Annotated in this window: 19 protein-coding genes; 4 read left to right on the forward strand and 15 right to left on the reverse strand. The window is 68.2% G+C overall.

The window, feature by feature from the left end; translation table 11 throughout:
- Nucleotides 1-224: 224 nt before the first annotated feature.
- Entirely contained in the window at nucleotides 225-413 is a 189-nt protein-coding gene (locus ACVCL3_RS16025) for a hypothetical protein (protein ID WP_447099952.1), read from the reverse strand.
- A gap of 43 nt (nucleotides 414-456) precedes the next feature.
- On the opposite strand from ACVCL3_RS16025, the gene ACVCL3_RS16030 reads away from it, so the two are divergent.
- The gene (locus tag ACVCL3_RS16030; RefSeq protein ID WP_447099953.1) at nucleotides 457-1272 is read left to right on the forward strand and encodes a hypothetical protein; all 816 of its coding nucleotides are present in this window, start codon (nucleotides 457-459) and stop codon (nucleotides 1270-1272) included.
- A gap of 205 nt (nucleotides 1273-1477) precedes the next feature.
- Here ACVCL3_RS16030 and ACVCL3_RS16035 read toward each other — a convergent pair whose 3' ends face one another.
- The 3 genes from ACVCL3_RS16035 to ACVCL3_RS16045 all read right to left on the reverse strand — a co-directional run bounded on the left by ACVCL3_RS16035 (nucleotide 1478) and on the right by ACVCL3_RS16045 (nucleotide 3043).
- Complete coding sequence (locus tag ACVCL3_RS16035) at nucleotides 1478-2050, reverse strand: YkvA family protein (RefSeq protein ID WP_447098364.1); 573 nt, start codon at nucleotides 2048-2050, stop codon at nucleotides 1478-1480.
- 160 nt (nucleotides 2051-2210) lie between these two features.
- Entirely contained in the window at nucleotides 2211-2762 is a 552-nt protein-coding gene (gene yjgA / locus ACVCL3_RS16040; RefSeq protein WP_395119756.1) for a ribosome biogenesis factor YjgA, read from the reverse strand.
- Nucleotides 2759-3043, reverse strand: coding sequence for a DUF1653 domain-containing protein (locus tag ACVCL3_RS16045; protein WP_395119755.1), 285 nt, complete (start codon nucleotides 3041-3043; stop codon nucleotides 2759-2761). Before ACVCL3_RS16045 ends, yjgA begins: the two co-directional genes overlap by 4 nt.
- A 93-nt stretch (nucleotides 3044-3136) precedes the next feature.
- Here ACVCL3_RS16045 and pmbA point away from each other — a divergent pair, with 93 nt between their 5' ends.
- On the forward strand, nucleotides 3137-4504 hold the full coding sequence (pmbA, locus tag ACVCL3_RS16050; RefSeq protein WP_447098365.1) for a metalloprotease PmbA: 1368 nt from the start codon (nucleotides 3137-3139) through the stop codon (nucleotides 4502-4504).
- Between the two features lie 119 nt (nucleotides 4505-4623).
- Nucleotides 4624-5058, forward strand: coding sequence for a DUF4870 domain-containing protein (locus ACVCL3_RS16055; RefSeq protein WP_395119753.1), 435 nt, complete (start codon nucleotides 4624-4626; stop codon nucleotides 5056-5058).
- Between the two features lie 54 nt (nucleotides 5059-5112).
- Here ACVCL3_RS16055 and ACVCL3_RS16060 read toward each other — a convergent pair whose 3' ends face one another.
- From ACVCL3_RS16060 to ACVCL3_RS16085, 6 genes are all read right to left on the reverse strand, one after another.
- Nucleotides 5113-6021, reverse strand: a complete 909-nt coding sequence (locus ACVCL3_RS16060; protein WP_447099954.1) for a polyprenyl synthetase family protein — start codon at nucleotides 6019-6021, stop codon at nucleotides 5113-5115.
- Nucleotides 6005-6265 (reverse strand): exodeoxyribonuclease VII small subunit, encoded by a 261-nt coding sequence (locus ACVCL3_RS16065; protein WP_447099955.1) that lies wholly within the window; start codon nucleotides 6263-6265, stop codon nucleotides 6005-6007. Before ACVCL3_RS16065 ends, ACVCL3_RS16060 begins: the two co-directional genes overlap by 17 nt.
- Nucleotides 6266-6341: 76 nt before the next feature.
- Nucleotides 6342-7643 carry a tRNA lysidine(34) synthetase TilS gene (tilS, locus tag ACVCL3_RS16070; protein WP_447099956.1) on the reverse strand — a complete coding sequence of 434 codons (1302 nt, stop codon included), beginning with the start codon at nucleotides 7641-7643 and terminating at the stop codon, nucleotides 6342-6344.
- Nucleotides 7640-8374 carry an NYN domain-containing protein gene (locus ACVCL3_RS16075; RefSeq protein WP_395119749.1) on the reverse strand — a complete coding sequence of 245 codons (735 nt, stop codon included), beginning with the start codon at nucleotides 8372-8374 and terminating at the stop codon, nucleotides 7640-7642. Before ACVCL3_RS16075 ends, tilS begins: the two co-directional genes overlap by 4 nt.
- 67 nt (nucleotides 8375-8441) lie before the next feature.
- Nucleotides 8442-9656: a hypothetical protein gene (locus ACVCL3_RS16080; RefSeq protein ID WP_447099957.1), complete on the reverse strand. Its 1215-nt coding sequence runs from the start codon at nucleotides 9654-9656 to the stop codon at nucleotides 8442-8444.
- 75 nt (nucleotides 9657-9731) lie between these two features.
- A complete protein-coding gene (locus ACVCL3_RS16085) occupies nucleotides 9732-10688 on the reverse strand; it encodes an acetyl-CoA carboxylase carboxyltransferase subunit alpha (protein ID WP_395119747.1) in 957 nt (318 codons plus the stop codon).
- 160 nt (nucleotides 10689-10848) lie between these two features.
- On the opposite strand from ACVCL3_RS16085, the gene ACVCL3_RS16090 reads away from it, so the two are divergent.
- The gene (locus tag ACVCL3_RS16090) at nucleotides 10849-11223 is read left to right on the forward strand and encodes a YajD family HNH nuclease (protein WP_447099958.1); all 375 of its coding nucleotides are present in this window, start codon (nucleotides 10849-10851) and stop codon (nucleotides 11221-11223) included.
- Nucleotides 11224-11235: 12 nt separating this feature from the next.
- Here the strand turns inward: ACVCL3_RS16090 and ACVCL3_RS16095 are convergent, their stop codons facing one another.
- From ACVCL3_RS16095 to lpxB, 5 genes are all read right to left on the reverse strand, one after another.
- Nucleotides 11236-11904 carry a hypothetical protein gene (locus ACVCL3_RS16095; protein WP_447099959.1) on the reverse strand — a complete coding sequence of 223 codons (669 nt, stop codon included), beginning with the start codon at nucleotides 11902-11904 and terminating at the stop codon, nucleotides 11236-11238.
- Nucleotides 11905-11956: 52 nt separating this feature from the next.
- Nucleotides 11957-15496 (reverse strand): DNA polymerase III subunit alpha, encoded by a 3540-nt coding sequence (dnaE, locus tag ACVCL3_RS16100; protein WP_447099960.1) that lies wholly within the window; start codon nucleotides 15494-15496, stop codon nucleotides 11957-11959.
- 105 nt (nucleotides 15497-15601) lie between these two features.
- Nucleotides 15602-16129: a TlpA family protein disulfide reductase gene (locus tag ACVCL3_RS16105; protein ID WP_395119743.1), complete on the reverse strand. Its 528-nt coding sequence runs from the start codon at nucleotides 16127-16129 to the stop codon at nucleotides 15602-15604.
- A 98-nt stretch (nucleotides 16130-16227) separates the two neighbouring features.
- A complete protein-coding gene (rnhB, locus tag ACVCL3_RS16110) occupies nucleotides 16228-16881 on the reverse strand; it encodes a ribonuclease HII (protein ID WP_447099961.1) in 654 nt (217 codons plus the stop codon).
- Nucleotides 16874-18094 carry a lipid-A-disaccharide synthase gene (gene lpxB / locus ACVCL3_RS16115; protein WP_447098372.1) on the reverse strand — a complete coding sequence of 407 codons (1221 nt, stop codon included), beginning with the start codon at nucleotides 18092-18094 and terminating at the stop codon, nucleotides 16874-16876. The genes rnhB and lpxB overlap by 8 nt, the downstream gene beginning before the upstream one ends.
- Nucleotides 18095-18102: the final 8 nt, after the last annotated feature.

The raw sequence follows: 18102 nt of genomic DNA on the forward strand, positions 1-18102 counted from the left end.
CGCTACACTGCGCGCCGAGGGTCTCCCGCATGCCAATTGCCGAGCTCCTCACCCGGCCCCGGGCGGCTGCTACCGCCCGGGGCCACTTTGTTTCCAGCGGCTGCTACCGCTGTCGAATCCAATGCCGGTCTTTCCCGGCTGTCACCGCAGAAGCTTCGGTTCTCGCCATGCTCGGGTTTTCCAGCGACTCGGCGATGCCACCGCTGTACTCGGCTCCGCATTCGTCACACCGCGACGCCCATCTCCTCCAGGCCGCGCCGCAGCAAAACCTCGCACTGCTGGTTCAGCGTGCGCACCTCGCGCCCGGCTACCGTCACCAGGGCCGTCTTCATGCTGGTCGGCAGGACCAGCGAGACGCGCTCCCGTTCACTGGCGGGTTTCTTCTTCGCTGCTACCCTGTCTCGTTTGTTCATCGGGGCGTCGTTGTTATGCGTGCTTCATATTTGAAGCGTTGGCGTGAACATTACTCCAGATTTGGAGGGGCTGCAAGTGGGTCATGATGCGCGCCCCTCGAATGTCACCGAGCGCCTGGACCTGGTGTTGCGCGGGCGCTCGGCATGGAAGTGGGCGGAATCCGTGCACCTCAGCAGCGGCGCGCTCTCGCGCATGCTCAAAGGCAGCTTTCCCGATCCGGAAAAGCTGGTGCCGGCATGCCGCGTCGAGAACCTCTCGTTGACCTGGCTGATCGAGGGCAGGGGCACGCCCTTCTGCGTTGCTTGCCCGGCGAGCGATGCGCAAGCCACCGAAGTGGTGCAGGCGGCGCTGCATGACGATCCCGAAGCGGATGTCTTGATCGGCTACTGCGACGATGGCTACACCGTGATCGTGCATGCGCCGGTCTACGCGCAGACATCCACCGGCAAGCCCTACGAGTACAAGGCCACGACCATCGTCGGCGGCTGCGTGGCCGGCGCACGGCTGGCTGCCTGGCTGAATGACATCACTCGGCAAAAGCGCTTCCACAAGCACCATCTCGCCGTGCAGATGGAGCGCCCCGCCTGGTCGCGCCTGGCCAGCGGCCACATGGGCAACTTCGAGATCTTCGGCGACTACGGCAACGGCGGCATCTTCGGCGCCGCCAGCCACGGCCACATGCCATACATCACCGCCGACTTCGGCCACCATACCGTGCGCGACGGCGGCAGCGAGTCCACCGTCTGGACCACGTCCCGCGAACGCGAAGACCTGGCCATCCTCCGCGAACTCAGCGATGCCGACCGCGATGCAGCTACCCGCATGCTCCGCGGCCTGCAAAAACTACGTGACCCGTAACTCAGTTGACTCGCACTCCCCGCGGACACCCCCGCACCAGCGCCAGCGATTCGGGTACCGGCACGCGGAACGAAATGGTGCGCAGTAAGCCAAGCACGGGGCGCCAGATGCAAGACAAAGGCCGGCAGGAAACTGCCGGCCTTTGTCGTTGGCGGAAACGACGAAGGGCGCCGCAGCGCCCTTCGCGAGTGAGGCCGATGCCGGCTCAGCGCACCTTGAACAGTACCGGCGTCCAGCTGCCGCCGGCATAGGCTTCGCGGCGGCGGCGGTGCATGCGCTCGATGGCCTCCTGGCGGCGAGCCTCGGCCCATTCCACGCGGTTCAGCATCAGGCCGGCCCTGCTTTCGCCGCGGCGGGTCGCCTCATTGTCGCGCCAGATGCGGAAGTCGTCGTAGGCCTCGATTTCGTACTGCAGCTCGCGCATGCACAGCTCGATCATGATGGCGTCGTCGAGGAAGCCCAGCACAGGAACATTGTCGGGGAGGACGTCATCCTGGCTGGAGAAGTACGCAAGCGCGGCCAGCACGTTGTCGCGATCCTCCTCGGGCAGCGCGAAACCGGCGTCCTCGATCATGCTGATCATGGTGTCCAGGTGCTTCAGGCGGTTGGCGACGAAGTCGGGCAGTTCCGCGCGATTGGTTTCCTCGAGCAGCTTGCGCGCGGCGCCGACGATGCTGATGGCATCCACGGTGTCCACCTGCTTTCGCGCCTCGGTGATGCTGTCGACGAACAGCTTCAGGTCAGCGTCGCTGAGGGTGATGTGCAGTTCCAGGCTCATGGTTGGCGACTCGCGAGGCGGTGGGAAAAGATTGCCAGCCTATGCCAGCCGGCGCATGGCCGTCAATTGGCAGGGGCCGACTCCGCGCGTCCTTGCGACGGGCGATGCAGGGCAGTTCGCGAGCTGCTGCAGCGGACGACGCGGACGTGCGTCGGCGCGCTCAGGAAGCGTCGGAATTGCCGGCGGTCAGTTCCTTCAGCAGCTGGAAGATTTCGCGAAAGGCGCGGGGCGGCTTGTTCGGCGTCTCCCGCTCCAGCCGCGCCTGGCGCACCAGTGAGCGCAGGTGCTGGCGATCGACCTGCGGGTGTTCGGCGATCACTTCGGCCAGTGCCGCGTCGTCACCGTCGACCAGCCGGTCGCGGATCGCTTCCAGACGGTGCATCGCAGCGGTGTCCTGGCGCTGCTTCTCGCGGTTCTCGCCGAGCTCGGCGCGCACGGCGGCGAAATCCTCCTCGCCGAAGCGGCGCATGACCTTGGCCAGGAACGCCATCTGGCGCTTCCTGGCGCCGTGTGCGGTGATGCGACGGGTGATCTCGATCTCGCGGCGCACGTCGTCGGGGAGGTCGAGCTTGGCCAGCCGGCTGGCGGGCAGCTCGACCAGTTGGCCGGCGAGCGTCAGCACGGCGAGCGCCTCGCGTCGCTGCTGGGTGCGGCTGGGGCCGTAGTCCTGTTCGTCGAGTTCGGTCTGGTTGCGGCTGCGGCTGGGGCTCACGGGTTCATTCCGGCAGGGGCGGGTGGATCGTCGGCGGCGTTGCCGGCGGGGTCGGCTTCGGCCTGCTCCAGCGCAAAGCGTGCCGTCGGCGTGCCGTGCAGATCAATGGTTTCGGTGAACATGGCGGCCGGCCGCACCCACAGGCCATGTTCGCCGTAGAGTGCCTGATAGACCACCATCGACTCCAGCGTCTCGCTGTGCCGCGCGGTACCCAGCACGCGATAACGCCGGCCCTTGTAGTGGCGATAGATGCCCGGGGCAGGTGGCGAGGGAAGGCTCATGGCTCCTTTCATTCTCCCGCCGCGCCCCCATGTGAACGCTCTGGCGATTGCGAGCCGCCTATTCTACCCGCCCCTTGCCCAGGAAAGACCAACGTGAGTGAAGCCGTCGTCAGCCGCGATAGCAGTACATCCGAACTGGATCGACTCGCCGAGTTGGCCGAGGACGTGATCCGCCGCGCGCGGATCGCCGGCGCCAGCCAGGCCGAAGTGGCCGCCACCATCGACACCGGGCTCAGCGTGAATGTGCGCCTCGGCGAGGTGGAAACGGTCGAGCACACCCGCGATCGCGGCTTCGGGCTCACGGTGTATTTCGGCCAGCGCAAGGGCTCGGCCAGCACGGCGGACCTGCATCCGGATTCGATCCAGGCGACGCTGGACCAGGCCTGTGCGATTGCCCGTTACACCGAGGCCGATCCCGCCGCCGGGCTGGCCGATGCCTCGCGCATGGCCAGCGCGTTCCCGGAACTGGACCTGTGGCACCCCTGGGACATCGACACCACGCAGGCGATCGAGCTGGGCATCGCGATCGAGGATGCCGGGCGCGCACATGCCGGCATCAGCAACTCCGATGGCGCCTCCGTGCAGGCCGGGCAGGGTCTGTCCGTGTACGCGAACTCGCACGGTTTCGTGGGCCGCGAGCGCGGCACCCGCCACGCGTTGTCGCTGGCGCTGATCGCCGGTGACGAGGACGGCATGCAGCGCGATTACTGGTACGACAGCGTGCGCGCGGCGGGCGATTTCATCAGCGCGAAGGCGCTCGGCGACAAGGCCGCCGAGCGCACGCTGGCGCGGCTTGGGGCGCGCGGCCTGTCCACCCGGCAATGCCCGGTGCTGTTCGCGCCGGAGCTTGCGCGCGGCGTGATCGGGCATCTGCTCGGGGCGGTCAGCGGTGGCTCGCTGTATCGGCGGGCCAGCTTCCTGCTCGACCATGTGGGCCAGGCGGTGATGCCTGCATGGTTGAATATCGACGAGCGGCCGCATCTTCAGCGCGGCCAGGGCTCGGCCAATTTCGATGCCGAGGGCGTGGCCACGCGCGACAGCGCCCTGATCGAAGGCGGCGTGCTGGCGCGCTACATGCTGGGCAGCTATTCGGCGCGCAAGCTCGGCATGGAATCCACCGGCAACGCCGGCGGCGTGCACAATCTGGTGGTGGCCGCGGGCGCGGCCGATGGCGAGGCGTCCGATTTCGCCGGCATGCTGCGGCGCCTGGGTACCGGTCTGCTGGTCACCGAGGTGATGGGCCAGGGCGTGTCGATCGTCACTGGCGATTATTCGCGTGGGGCCGCCGGTTTCTGGGTGGAGCACGGCCGCATCGTGCATCCGGTGGAAGGCATCACCATCGCCGCCAACCTGCGCGACATGTTCGCCGGCATCGTGGCGGTGGGCGACGATGTCGATCCGCGCTCGCCGGTCCTCACCGGCTCGATCCTGCTCGATCGCATGACCGTCGCCGGCGAGTAGCCGCGCCTCCGGCGGGGTTGGGCGTGTTGGCAGGTTCTTGCGGCAAAGCGGCGCAAGCCTTGCTAGCATCGGCACGACCGGCAAGCGGCCGGTGAGCTTCGACGTCGAAGGAGATGCGCATGAGCGTTCCACCCGAATCCGTCATCCCGCCCGCGCCGACCGATCCGGCGCCGGGCGTTCCGCCTGCCGAGGAAAGACAGTGGGCGATGTTTGCGCATCTGTCCGCGCTGCTCGGTGCGATCCTCACCGGTGCGCTGGGCGGCGGCTGGGGCTGCTTCATCGGCCCGCTGGTGATCTGGCTCATCAAGAAGGACACCATGCCGTTCGTCAACGACCAGGGCAAGGAGGCGCTGAACTTCAACATCACGGTGGCCATCGCGTTCGTGGTGCTGTTCCTGCTCTCGGTGATGACGTTCGGCATCGGCCTGGTCATCGCGATCCCGCTGTGGTTCATCATCGGCATCGCCTGGCTGGTGTTCACCATCATCGCCGCGATCAAGGCCAACGAGGGCGTGACGTATCGCTACCCGTTCACGCTGCGCCTGATCAAGTAGTTTGGCGAGTGGATTGAAAAGGCGGCCTGCGGGCCGCCTTTTCGTTGCCGCGAATCAACGCGTGCGATGCGCCGCGTAGCGGGCCAGCTCTTGCAGCAGCACGGCGCGCGCGCCCCACGGCGTGATCGCCGCCAGCGCGGCATCGGTCAGTTCGCCCAGCCGTGCGCGCGAGGCGTCGAGGCCGATGATCGAGGGGAAGGTGGGCTTGACCGCGGCGGCGTCCTTGCCGGCAGTCTTGCCGATCACTTCAGGGTCGCCTTCCACGTCCAGGATGTCGTCGCGCACCTGGAAAGCCAGCCCGACGGCGCTGGCGTAGCGGTCCAGCGCCTGCAGCGCGTCGTCGTCCGCCGCAGCGACCAGCGCGCCGAGGCGCACCGAGGCGCGGATCAGCGCGCCGGTCTTGCAGCCATGCATGTATTCCAGTTCGGCCAGTTCCAGCGGACGCCCGACCGCGGCCAGGTCGAGCGCCTGCCCGCCGGCCATGCCGTCGGCGCCGCAGGCGCGACCCAGCGTTTGCAGCATCGCGATGCGCACGCGGGCGTCGATGGCACCGGCCTCTTCGGCGGCGAGCACCTCGAACGCCAGCGCCTGCAGCGCGTCGCCGGCGAGGATCGCCATCGCCTCGCCGAACACCACGTGGCAGGTCGGCCGGCCGCGGCGCAGCGCGTCGTCGTCCATGGCGGGCAGGTCGTCGTGCACCAGCGAGTAGGCGTGGATCAGTTCCACCGCGCAGGCGGCGGCGTCCAGTGCCGGACCGTCTTCGTCCAGCGCGTGCGCGGTGGCGTAGACCAGCATCGGGCGCAGCCGCTTGCCGCCGCCCATCACGGCATAGTGCATGGCGCGACGCAGATGGTCGGTGGCGTGGGCGGCCGGGGGCAGGCAGCGTTGCAGCGCGCGCTCGGCGCGGGCAACCAGCGACTGCAGGGCAGGGCCGAGTTCGGCGGACTCAGAGTTCGGGTTCAAACGGTTCGGCGCGGTCGGGGGCATCGGGGTCCAGCAGCAGGCGCACGCGCAGTTCCGCTTGTTGCAGCGACTGCTGGCAATGACGGAACAGGCCGATGCCGCGCTCGAACGAGGCAAGCGATTCGTCGAGGCTCAACTCGCCGCCTTCCATCCGGGTGACCAGTTGCTCCAGCTCGTCGAGCGAGTGTTCGAAATCGACGGCGGGAGCGGGGTCGGCAGCGGTCTTGGGAGCGGTCTTGGCCATGGCCCGCAACGCTAGCGCAGCGCGGCGGGCGAATCAATCGGCGCGGCGTCGCCGCAAGCCGCGGGCGTGATCTGGATCAGCGTCCGGGGCGCCAGCGGGGCTGCGCGCCGCAGCGGTCGAACAGCTCGGCACCGCGGGCGTTGATCCAGCGGCCGGCCACGGCGATCAGCTCGCCATCGGCATACAGCAGCGGACACGCGTCGCGTCGCCACGGCGGCATCTGCGCCTGCTGGAACAGGTTGCGCAACTCGCGCGTGTGCGGGTTGCCCGCCGGGCGGATGCGCTCGCCGCCGCGGCGCATGCGCACTTGCAGCGGTTGCGCCAGGCGGGTGGCCGGCGCCGTCAGCGCCAGTTCGCCACCGTCCGGCAGCGCCAGCGGTTCGCCGCTCCAGCGCTGTTGCCAGTCGGGGTCGATCGGTGCCTGTGTCGGCAGGGCCCACAATCGCTGCTTCCAGATGTGCAACTCGGTGCCGGCCCAGCGCACGCACGGCAACTGGCCGGCACGTGCATCGCACTGGCGCTCGATCTGCCGGCGCTGCGCCGCACCGGGAGCGGCCAGTCCGCGCAGGTGCAGCCAGTGGTCGAGCAGCGGTTCGCGCAATGCGGGCAGCAGCGCGCGCCAGCCGGGCAGGTCGAGGCTGCCGCTGGCGTGGTCGTGCAGGGCATCGAACGCGGGGAGCCATTGGCTGCGCAGTGCGTCGGCGGCATCGCGGCTCAGCGCGGCGCTGTGCAGGATCGAGTCGCAGGCCTGCGGCCAGTAACGCAGCAGCCCCGGCAGGATTTCATGGCGCAGGCGATTGCGCGCGAGGCGGATGTCGGCGTTGGAGGGGTCGTCGATGCAGTCGAGTTGGTGGGCGGCGACGTAGTCGAGCAGCGTGGCCCGCGGCAGCTCCAGCAGGGGGCGCCAGAGTTGGCCGGCGCCGAACGGTCGTCGTACGCGCATCCCGCCCAGGCCCTCCGGCCCTGCGCCGCGCAGCAATTTCAGCAGTACGGTCTCGACCTGGTCGTCGCGATGGTGGCCGAACAGCAGCCACTCGCCATCGTGCAGCAGGTCGGCCAGCGCAGCATTGCGGACGTGCCGCGCAGCGGCCTCCAGGCCCTTGCCGCCATCGCGCGGCACGTCCACGCGCACCAGCGCGCAAGGCACGTCGAGGTCCTGGCAGAAGCGAGCGCAGTGTGCCGCCCAACGCGCGCTGTCGGCATGCAAGCCATGATCGACGTGCGCCGCGCGCAACCCGCGTTCCCGGGCCAGCGGTTCGCGGGCCAGCGCGTGCAGCAGGGCGCTGGAATCGGGGCCGCCGCTGAAGGCGACACAGATCGGCGCGGGTGCTGTCGCGGTCAGCGCCGCGAGTAGATGGGCTTGCAGCGGGTCGCTCATTTCTTGTCGGCGCGGGACCGCACGTAAATGTGCTTGCCGTTGCCGATCTGGCGCTCCTCGGTGTCGAACAGGCCGATGCCCTTGATCAGGCCGCTCAGTTTTGCGTAGCCATAGTTGCGCGAGTCGAAGTCGGGCGACTGCTTGTTGATGATGCTGCCGACCGGCCCGAGGCTGGCCCAGCCGGTCTCGTCGGACGCGGCCTCGATCGCATTGCGCAGCATGTTCATCAATTTGCTGTCGCCGCGCAGTTCCTTCGCCGAGCGCTGTTTCGGTGCCGTCTCGGTTTCGGTCTCGCTGGTGCCAGCCAGCACCTCGGTATAGATGAATTTGTCGCAGGCGGTGCGGAACGGCTCCGGCGTCTTCTTCTCGCCGAAACCGTAGACGATGCGCCCCGATTCGCGGATGCGCGAGGCGAGGCGGGTGAAATCGCTGTCGCTGGAGACGATGCAGAAGCCGTCGAAGCGCTCGGCGTAGAGCAGGTCCATCGCGTCGATGATCATCGCCGAGTCGGTGGCGTTCTTGCCGACCGTGTAGCGGAACTGCTGGATCGGCTGGATCGAGTAGCGCAGCAGCGCTTCCTTCCAGCCGTTCAAGTCCGGCTTGGTCCAGTCGCCGTAGATGCGCTTGACGTGGGCGGTGCCGTATTTGGCGATCTCGGCCAGCAGGCCCTCGACGATCGCCGGGCGGGCATTGTCGGCATCGATCAGGACGGCAAGCTTGTCGTGGGCCATGGCGGTGTCCGGCAGCGGAAGGTGGGTCGATGGTAGCGCGCGCCGGCGCGCGGGTGCCTGACGGGCCTCACTGGAGTACGCCGCCCTCGCGCAAGGATTGCTTCAAGGTGTCCACGTCTTTCCAACCGCTGAACTTCGTCACCAGTTGACCATGACGGAATAGGTAGAAGGTGGGCATGGCCCAGCTGTCGAGCATGGACCACTCGCTGTCGTGCCAGGCGATGTGGATCGGTTGATCCGGAAACTCGCGGTTCCAGTCGCTGACCGCGTCGAGCTGCTCGTTCTGGCTGGCCAGCCAGATGGCGTTGCCGGCAAAAAGGGAGCGCAACTGGGCGTCTGCACGGATCGCGCGCGCGGCATCCCGCGAGAAGTGGCAGGACGCCACTACCACGATGCGCAATGGCGCGGACAGATCGAAGGATTGGCGTGCCATGGTGCCGGTGCGTGCATCCACGGTCAGTGCGGTCGGTTGTCCCGGCGGCGGCGATGCGGCACGGCGGAACGTCGGAATGACGGGGATGCCCATCTCCGGGTGATGTCGCGCCAGGGTGTTCGCGGCATCGAAATCGCGGCCGGTGATCAGCGCCTGGTGGAGGCGCGCATAGTCCTTGTCCGATGCCATGCCTCGTCGGTGCATTTCAGCCAGATCCATCCGCAGCTGGGCGATGTGGGTCGGGCTTGGCGCGTGGAACACCACGGCTTCCGCTGCGCGCTTGAGCAGCCTGAGGTCAGTGTGGCTGGCCAGGCGCAGGCTCTCAGGCGTTTGTGCATCGCCGAACAGTCGGTCGTAACGTCGTTCGACCCAGGTGGAGCGCTCGGCAGGGGACGGTGAGGGGACGGTTTCCTGCAGAACGAACTCGTCATAGCGTCGCTCCAGCATGCTCTCGCCGCATGTGTCGACGGCGCATCCCCGGCTGGCGGCGTCCTGCGTGCGTTCATGGTTTCGGCGGGACTGCTCGGCGGGTGTCAGTCCGTCGACGGCATGGCTTTGCGCGCCGAACAGGGCAAGCAGCTGCACGATCTGTGGGCGCGTCAGCTCGTTGGCCGGGTCCTCCAGCGACATGCCGCGCAGGCCGTGTGGGCCGAAGTCGAGCTGGGCAAGAAACCGTTTGCGCCCGCCAGGCGACAAGTCGTCCAGCGGCGAAGTGCCTGGCTGCGTGTCATGCAGATAGCGCGCCAGTGCCGCTCTTGAGGTGATCGGCGCGGGTGCGGTCGACGAGGCAACCACGATGCACGCTGGGGAAAGGCAGAGAACCAGGACGGCAAGTTGCACGCGATTCATGGCGGGCCTCGTGGTGCAGCCAGTCAGGGCCCGGCATCGGGTGGCTGGTGCACCGGCGATCGGTCGCTGGCGAAGTTATTCCTGATAAGCCCCGTAGCTGCGCAGGCGCTTGTAGCGCTGTTCGAGCAGGTCGGGGACCGGCATCGCCTGCAGCTCGTCGAGCTGGTTCAGCAACACGGCTTTCAGGCGGATCGCCATCGAGCGCGGGTTGCGGTGGGCGCCGCCGAGCGGCTCGCGGATGAGCTTGTCGATCAGGCCCAGTTCGAGCAGGCGCGGGGCGGTCATGCCCAGGGCCTCCGCGGCGTCTTTTACCTTGTCGGCGCTCTTCCACAGGATTGAGGCGCAGCCTTCGGGCGAGATCACCGAATAGGTGGAGTACTGCAGCATGTTGGTGCGGTCGCCGACGCCGATCGCCAGCGCGCCGCCGGAGCCGCCCTCGCCGATCACGGTGCAGATGATCGGCACCTTGAGTTCGGCCATTTCCAGCAGGTTGCGCGCGATCGCCTCGCTTTGCCCGCGCTCTTCGGCGCCGACGCCGGGGTAGGCGCCCGGGGTGTCGATCAGGGTCAGCAGGGGCAAGCCGAAACGCTCGGCCATCTGCATCAGGCGCAGCGCCTTGCGGTAGCCCTCGGGGCGCGGCATGCCGAAGTTGCGGCGCACCTTGGTCTTGGTGTCGCGGCCTTTCTGGTGGCCGATGATCATCACCGGCCGGCCGTTGATGCGGCCCAGGCCGCCCACGATGGCAGCGTCCTCGGCGTACATGCGGTCGCCGGCCAGTTCGTGGAACTCCTCGCAGATCACGCCGATGTAGTCGAGTGTGTAGGGCCGCGCCGGGTGGCGGGAAAGCTGGGTGGTCTGCCAGGAATTGAGGTTGCGGAAGATGTCCGCCGTTTTTACCTTCACCTTCTGCCGCAGGCGCGCCACTTCCTCGTCGATGTTGAACGCCTGGCCATCGCTGGCGTGGCGAAGCTCCTCGATCTTCGCATCCAGTTCGGCGATGGGTTGTTCGAAATCGAGGAAGTTGGGGTTCATTCGTTGCTGTTCATTGCACGGAAGCGCTCAAGTATACCGTTCCGCAAGAAAAGGCGAGAACGGCGCCGTATGGCCGTGATCGGGTCGACAGATGCCTGCCGCGGGCGCGGTGATTGCGTTATCGTCCGCCCCATCGAGCGCCCGCCGCCGGATCGCCGCCATGCCCAGCAAACCCATCGACAACGCGAAACTCGACCGCATCGTGGCCGAGGCACGACGCGCTGCCGAGCAGCGCGAGCTGGGCTATCGCGAGCGGGCGCTGAAGATGTATCCGTGGGTGTGCGGTCGCTGTGCGCGCGAGTTCACCCGCACGAACGTGTCCGAGCTGACCGTGCACCACCGCAACCACGATCACGACTTCAACCCGGCCGACGGCAGCAATTGGGAACTGCTGTGCGTGTACTGCCACGACAATGAGCACGCGCGGCATATCGACCACGTGCGCGGCGGGGTGATGGCAGTGGAGGAAGCGCCGCCGGCGACGGGCAATCCGTTTGCCGACCTGAAGGCGATGATGGAGCGGGGCGGCAAGTAATCCCGCGAAGGCCTACCTGCGTCGATAGATGCCGTCGAAGCGGACGTTGAGTCCGCCGCACTGGTGATTGTCGCTGACCACCAGAAACTTCCCGACCAGGAAGGCGCTCACCTCGCACGCATCGTCGACAAAGGTTGCGTGATGGCCGCTGGGCCGTGCCTCCCCGCCCATGGCGCCCAGGTTGGGGCCGCCGGGGAACTGGTCCGGCGGCGGGTCGGCCATCGGGTAATAGGCTTCGCCGTCGGCACGCAACATGCCGTTGTCATGGCGGATCGTGATGCGGTTGTCCCCCTGCACCCAGTCGCCTTCCCATGCCGACGGTGATGGCTGCGCCAGCACCGGCCGCAGGCGGTTGCGCGGCAGCCAGCCGGTGTGTCCCTCCTGGTTGTCGGGAAACATGACGCAGGCGTAGTCGCCGCGGACGTCGCCCGCCAGTACCTGGTCACCCGGGATCAGGTAGGCCTTTTCCCGGCAGCGATCCGCCGTGGAAGGGCAGTCGTCGGTGCCCGCGACGAAGTGGGCGCGTCCGTCGCCGACGACTTCGGCGAGTGTCGTCTGGTCGCTGCTGCCATCGCCTCCCTCGCACAGAAACGGCGCGTCGGGATGTGTCTGCTGCGCATGAACGCCGCCGAAGAAAACCAACGCGAACAGCGCGAAAGTCCATTTATGGGCAACGGTCATCGGTCTCTCCATGCGTGCCCGCAGACAGTGGATACATGCGCCCGGCGGTGCCTCAATCCTGCTGCTTGACGATGCGCAGGCGTGCGGCCTGCACTCCGGGCAGCGCGCGCACGGCGCGCAGCAGGGCGGGGATGGCGTCCACGCGCCATTCCTCGCCCAGTTCCAGGTCGGCCTGGGCGCTGCGGTTGCGGTAGCCGTGCAGGGTGACGCTGGCCTGGCCGCCGCGGTAGCCGGCCAGGGTGCGTTGCAGTTGTTCGGCGAAGTCGGCGTGGATGCCGTTCAATTTCAGTTGCAGCAGGCGCGCGTGCCTGCGGCAGGCGTCGTCGAGCGAGCAGGCGCTGCGCGCGCGCAACTGGAAACCGCCGCCGGAGAATTCGTCGATGCGCAGGCCGCCGTCGACGACCAACAACTGTCCGCGCGTGAGCAGCGGCGCGGCCTGGTGGTAGATCTCGCCGAAGAAACTCACCTCGATGGCGCCGCCGCCGTCCTCGATGCGCACGAACGCGTCGCTGTCGCCGCGCTTGCGCACGGCGGCGACCATGCCGGCGATGGTCCAGGGCGTGTCCGGGCCGCGGCGGAAGCGGTTCTCGCTGCCGTCGTCGTTGCGGCGCGGCTTCGGCGGCTGATAGCGGTCGACGATCTCGCCCAGCGGACAGGTGGACAGCTGCGCCAGCTCGTCTTTCCACGGGTCGGTGGGGTGGCCGGAGAGGTAATGGCCGAGGGTGTCGCGTTCACCTTGCAGGCGTTGTTCCAGCGGCCACTCCGGCGCGGTCGGCAAGTCGATCTCGAGTACCGGCGTGGCCGAGCCCATCGCCGCGCCGAACATGTCGTTCTGGCCCGATTGCCGGTCGCGCTGGTGCTGTTCGGCGGCCTTGACCGCGTCGGGAAGCTGGAGCATCAGGCTGGCGCGGTTGGCCGCCAGCGCGTCCAGCGCGCCGGACAGGATCAGCGCCTCCAGCACACGCCGATTGAGCTTGCCCGGATCGATCCGGCGGCAGAAATCGGCCAGGTCGGTGTAGCGCCCGTGCGCGCGCTCGGCGACGATCGCCTCGCACACGCCGTGGCCGACGCCCTTGATCGCGCCCAGGCCGTACTGGATGACCTTGGGTTCCACCGCCACGAACATGTACTCGGACGCATTGACGTCCGGCGGCTGCACCACGATGCCCAGTGCGCGCGCTTCGTTGAGGAAGGTGACCGCCTTGTCGGTGTTGTCCATGTCCGCGGAGATCGTCGCGGCCATGAACTCGGCGGGGTAATGCGCCTTCAGCCAGGCGGTCTGGTACGACACCAGCGCGTAGGCAGCCGCGTGCGACTTGTTGAAGCCGTAGCCGGCGAACTTCTCCATCAGGTCGAAGATGGCGTCGGCCTTTTCGCCGCTGAGCCCGTCCTTGGCCGCACCCTCGCGGAAGATCGCGCGGTGCTTGACCATCTCCTCGACTTTCTTCTTGCCCATCGCGCGGCGCAGCAGGTCGGCGCCGCCGAGCGTGTAGCCGCCCACGATCTGCGCCATCTGCATCACCTGCTCCTGGTAGACCATGATGCCGTAGGTCTCTTTCAGGATCGGCTCGACGCGCGGGTCGGGATATTCGACTTCCTCGCGGCCGTGCTTGCGCGCGATGAAGCTGGGAATCAGATCCATCGGGCCGGGGCGGTACAGCGCCACCAGCGCGATGATGTCCTCGAAGCGATCGGGTTTCGCATCCTTCAGCATGCGCTGCATGCCGGAGGATTCGAGCTGGAACACGGCGACCGTCTGCGCCTTCTTCAGCAGTTCGTACGGCGCGGGGTCGTCCAGCGGCAGCGCGGAGATGTCCAGCGCCGCCTCGCCGGTTTTCGCGCGGCGCGCATTGATCGCCTTCACCGCCCAGTCGATGATGGTCAGCGTGCGCAGGCCGAGGAAGTCGAACTTCACCAGGCCGACCGCCTCGACGTCGTCCTTGTCGTACTGGGTGACCACGCCGCCGCCGCCGGCTTCGCAGTACAGCGGGGAGAAATCGGTGAGCGGAGTCGGTGCGATCACCACGCCGCCGGCATGCTTGCCGGCGTTGCGGGTGAGGTTTTCCAGGCTCAGCGCCAGGTCGATCAGCGCATGGGCGTCCTCGTCCTGCGCGTAGGCGTCGCAGAACTCGCGCACCACGCGGTCGGTTTCCTTCTTCGATTTCTCCGACAGGCCCAGCGCGTCGGACAGGGTCAGGTCAAGCGGTCGCGGCGGGATCATCTTGGCCAGCTTGTCGACCTGGCCGTAACCCATGCCGAGCACGCGGCCCGAATCGCGCAGCACCGCCTTGGCCGCCATCGAGCCGTAGGTGATGATCTGGCTGACCTTGTCGCGCCCGTACTTGCGCGCGACGTAGTCGATCACCTCGTCGCGGCGGTCCATGCAGAAGTCGATGTCGAAGTCTGGCATCGACACGCGTTCGGGATTCAGGAAGCGCTCGAACAGCAGGTCGAACTGCAGCGGGTCGAGGTCGGTGATCTTCAGCGCCCACGCCACCAGCGAGCCGGCGCCGGAACCACGCCCGGGGCCCACCGGAATGCCGTGTTGCTTGCCCCAGTTGATGAAGTCCGCGACGATCAGGAAGTAGCCGGGGAAGCCCATCTTGACGATGACGTCCAGCTCGCGTTCGAGCCGCGCGTCGTAGTCCGCGCGCGAGTGGCCGGCAGCCAGCGGCGCGAGTGCAAGGCGCTGTTCCAGGCCCTGCCGCGACAGTTCGCGGATGTGGCTGTCGAGGTCGTGGCCCTCCGGCACGGGGAAGTCGGGCAGGTAGTACTTGCCGAACTTGAGTTCCAGCGTGCAGCGCTTGGCCAGCTCGACGGTATTTGCCAGCGCCTCGGGCAGGTCCGCGAACAGCGTCGCCATGTCTCCGGGCGTCTTCAGGTACTGCTGGTCGGTGTATTCCCGCGGGCGCTTGGGGTCGGCCAGCACGCGGCCCTGGTTGATGCACACGCGCGCCTCGTGCGCGTCGAAGTCGGCCTGCTTGAGGAAGCGCACGTCGTTGCTGGCCAGCACCGGCAAGTCGAGCGTGGCGGCCAGGCCCAGGGCGGCGCTGTTCCAGAGTTCCTCGCCGTCGCGGCCGCAGCGGGTCAGTTCCAGGTACAGCCGGTCCGGAAACAGTCGTGCCAGCGCGCGCAGTTTCGCCAGCGCGGCATCGCTGCCCTGGTGCACCGCGATGCGGGCTACTTCGCTGTCGCGGCCGAGCAGGGCGATCAACCCGCTGCAGGCCTCGCCATGCAACCAGCCGGCGTCGATCAGCGCGCGTCCGCCGTGCTGGCCCTCCTGCCAGGCACGCGACACCAGCCGCGACAGGTTGAGGTAGCCGTCATGGTCCTGGCACAGCAGGGTCAGCCGCCACGGGCGCGGATCGTCCGGCGCCGAGACCAGCAGGTCGCAACCGCCGATGGCCTTGATTCCGGCCGCGCTGCAGGCTTTGTAGAACTTGACCAGCGCGAACATGTTGCATTCGTCGGTCAACGCCACCGCCGGGATGCCGTCGCGCACGCAGGCGGCGACCAGCGCCTTGATGCGGATGGTCGAGTCGACCAGCGAGTACTCGCTGTGCAGGTGAAGGTGGGCGAAGCTGGCGGTCATGCAAATCTGCGCGCGTTGTCCGTGCAGGCTACCCGCCGCCGCAGGCAGCGGCAAGATTGACTTGCGCGGGGTTTGCGCGAAGCGCGGGCGGGCGCCGACCGGGGGTCATCGCGGCGCGAGCACCGGTGCCGCGATCGGCGGTTCGCGCAGCAACGCGTTGATCTCTTCGACGAGCGTACCGAGCATGTCTTCGCCATATCCGACGTGGACATGGGCCACGGTGCCGTCACGATGCAGCATCACCATCACCGGGATTCCCGTGACGTCATACGGCTTGCCGATGGCGCCGTGACGATCCCAGGTGAGCAGCAGTTCGGGGAGGCTCTTGCCCAGTGCGCGCGCGGCACGCAGGAAGACGCGGCGATCCTCCTTGTAGTTGACCGCCACCACCTGCAGCGACATGCCGCGCTCGGTCGCCAGCGATTGCATCTTCGCCAGCACCGGCATCTCCTTCATGCAGTAGCCGCACCAGGTCGCCCAGAAACTGATCACCACGACCTTGCCGCGCAGCGAGGCCAGGCTCACCGTGTGTCCATCCATCGTTGGCCCCAGTGAATCCGGCGGCACGTCGCCGGGCCGCACGCCCGCGGTGGCGGCGAAGCAGCTCATCAAGGCGACCAGGAGCAGGCTCATCCGTCGCATGGCGTCCCCTTCATATCCATGGACCAGCGGTCACGAGAGGCCAGTGTAAGCGATGGCCGGGTGCGGCAATCGCGGCCGCGATGTTTGCCTCAGAACAAGCTGGCCTGATCCAGCAGCAGGCGCACCGGGGCAAAGCTGCGGCGGTGCAGTGGGCATGGCCCCAGCCGCTGCAGCGAGGAGAGGTGGGCCGGCGTGGGGTAGCCCTTGTGCAGGGCGAAGCCGTAGCCGGGGTGGAGCGCGTCCAGTTGCACCATCAAGCGGTCGCGGCTGACCTTGGCCAGGATCGAGGCCGCGCTGATGGCCGGTTCCAGCGCGTCGCCGCCGACGATCGCGCGCGCCGGGCAGGGCAGGTTCGGCGGCAGCTTGTTGCCGTCGATCAGCGCGTGCTGCGCGGCGGGCGCCAGGCCGGCGAGGGCGCGGCGCATGCCGGTCATGGTGGCGTGGAAGATGTTCAGCGAATCGATTTCCTCCGGCTCGACCAGCACGATGCAGTACGCCAGCGCGCGTTCGAGAATCAGCGGGAACAGCGCCTCGCGGCGTGCCTCGCTGAGCCTCTTCGAATCGTCGAGGCCGCGGATCGGCCGGACCGGATCGAGGATCACCGCCGCCACCGCCAGCGGACCGGCGAGCGGGCCGCGACCGGCTTCGTCGACGCCGGCGACCAGCAGGCTGGTCGCCGATCCGTCCTCGGCCGCCTGCGAGCGCGGCGGTGGGCGATGGTTGTCGAGAACAAGCTCAGCCATCGGCGCGGCCGTGATCGTCGACCAGCTCCGCCACCGCGGTCGCGGCCCGTTCGCCGGCGTGGCCGGCCATGTCGCCGCGCAGTTCCTGGTGCAGGTATTCGAAGGCGGCCACGATCGCGCTGCGGCGCTCGCTGTCGCCGAACAGGGCCAGCGTGGCGGCGGCCAGCTTGTCGGCGGTGCAGTCGTCCTGCATCAGCTCGGGCACCCACGGCCCCGGGCCCAGCCCGCTGGCGCGGGCCAGGATGTTGGGCAGCGAATAGACGTCCGTCTTGATCATGTTCAGGGCGCGCGCGATGCGATAGCTCAGCGGCGCCACGCGGTAGCCGACCACCATCGGCCGCTTGGCCAGCATGGCCTCCAGCGTGGCGGTGCCGGAGGCCAGCAGCACCACGTCGGCGGCCAGCATCGCCTCGTGGGCCTGGCCGTCCAGCAGCAGCGGCGCGGGTTCGCTGGCCGGCAATCGGGCGAGCAGTTCCTGCAACCGCGCGTGCACCCGTGCATTGGCGGCGGGGACCACGATGCGCAGGCCGGGCACGACTGCGGCAACGTGCTGCGCGGCATCCAGGAAAATCCGGCCCAGCCGATCCACCTCGGACATCCGGCTGCCCGGCAGTACTGCCAACACCGGCGCCTGCTGCGGCAGGTGCAGCGCCTCGCGCGCGCCGACGCGGTCGGCGACCAGCGCGAAGCGGTCGGCCAGCGGGTGGCCGACGAAGCGCGCGTCGATGCCATGGCGCGCGTAGATCGCCGGTTCCATCGGGAACAGGCACAGCACGCGGTCCGCGCTGCGACCGATCTTCTCCACACGATTCTCGCGCCATGCCCACACCGAGGGGCTGACGTAGTGAACCGTGCGCAAGCCGGCCTCCTTCAGGCGCCGTTCCACGCCGAGGTTGAAATCCGGGGCGTCGATGCCGATCACCACCGCCGGCCTGGCCTGCCTTAGGCGCGCGACCAGGGAACGGCGCAGACGCAGCAGGCGCGGCAGGTGGCTGATCACCTCGCTGAAACCGAACAGCGACAGCTCGCGGATGTCGTACCAGGACTCGAACCCCTCGCGCTGCATCCGCGCCCCGCCGATGCCGACGAAGCGCGCCTGCGGGTAGCGCTGGCGCAAGGCGACGATCAGGTCGGCACCGAGCTGGTCGCCGGAATCCTCACCGGCGAGGATGGCGATCAGCGGGGCAGTTGCGGAGACGCCGGTGTTTTGCATTTCGTCTC

It is taken from the genome of Rhodanobacter sp. UC4437_H4, from assembly GCF_052978425.1.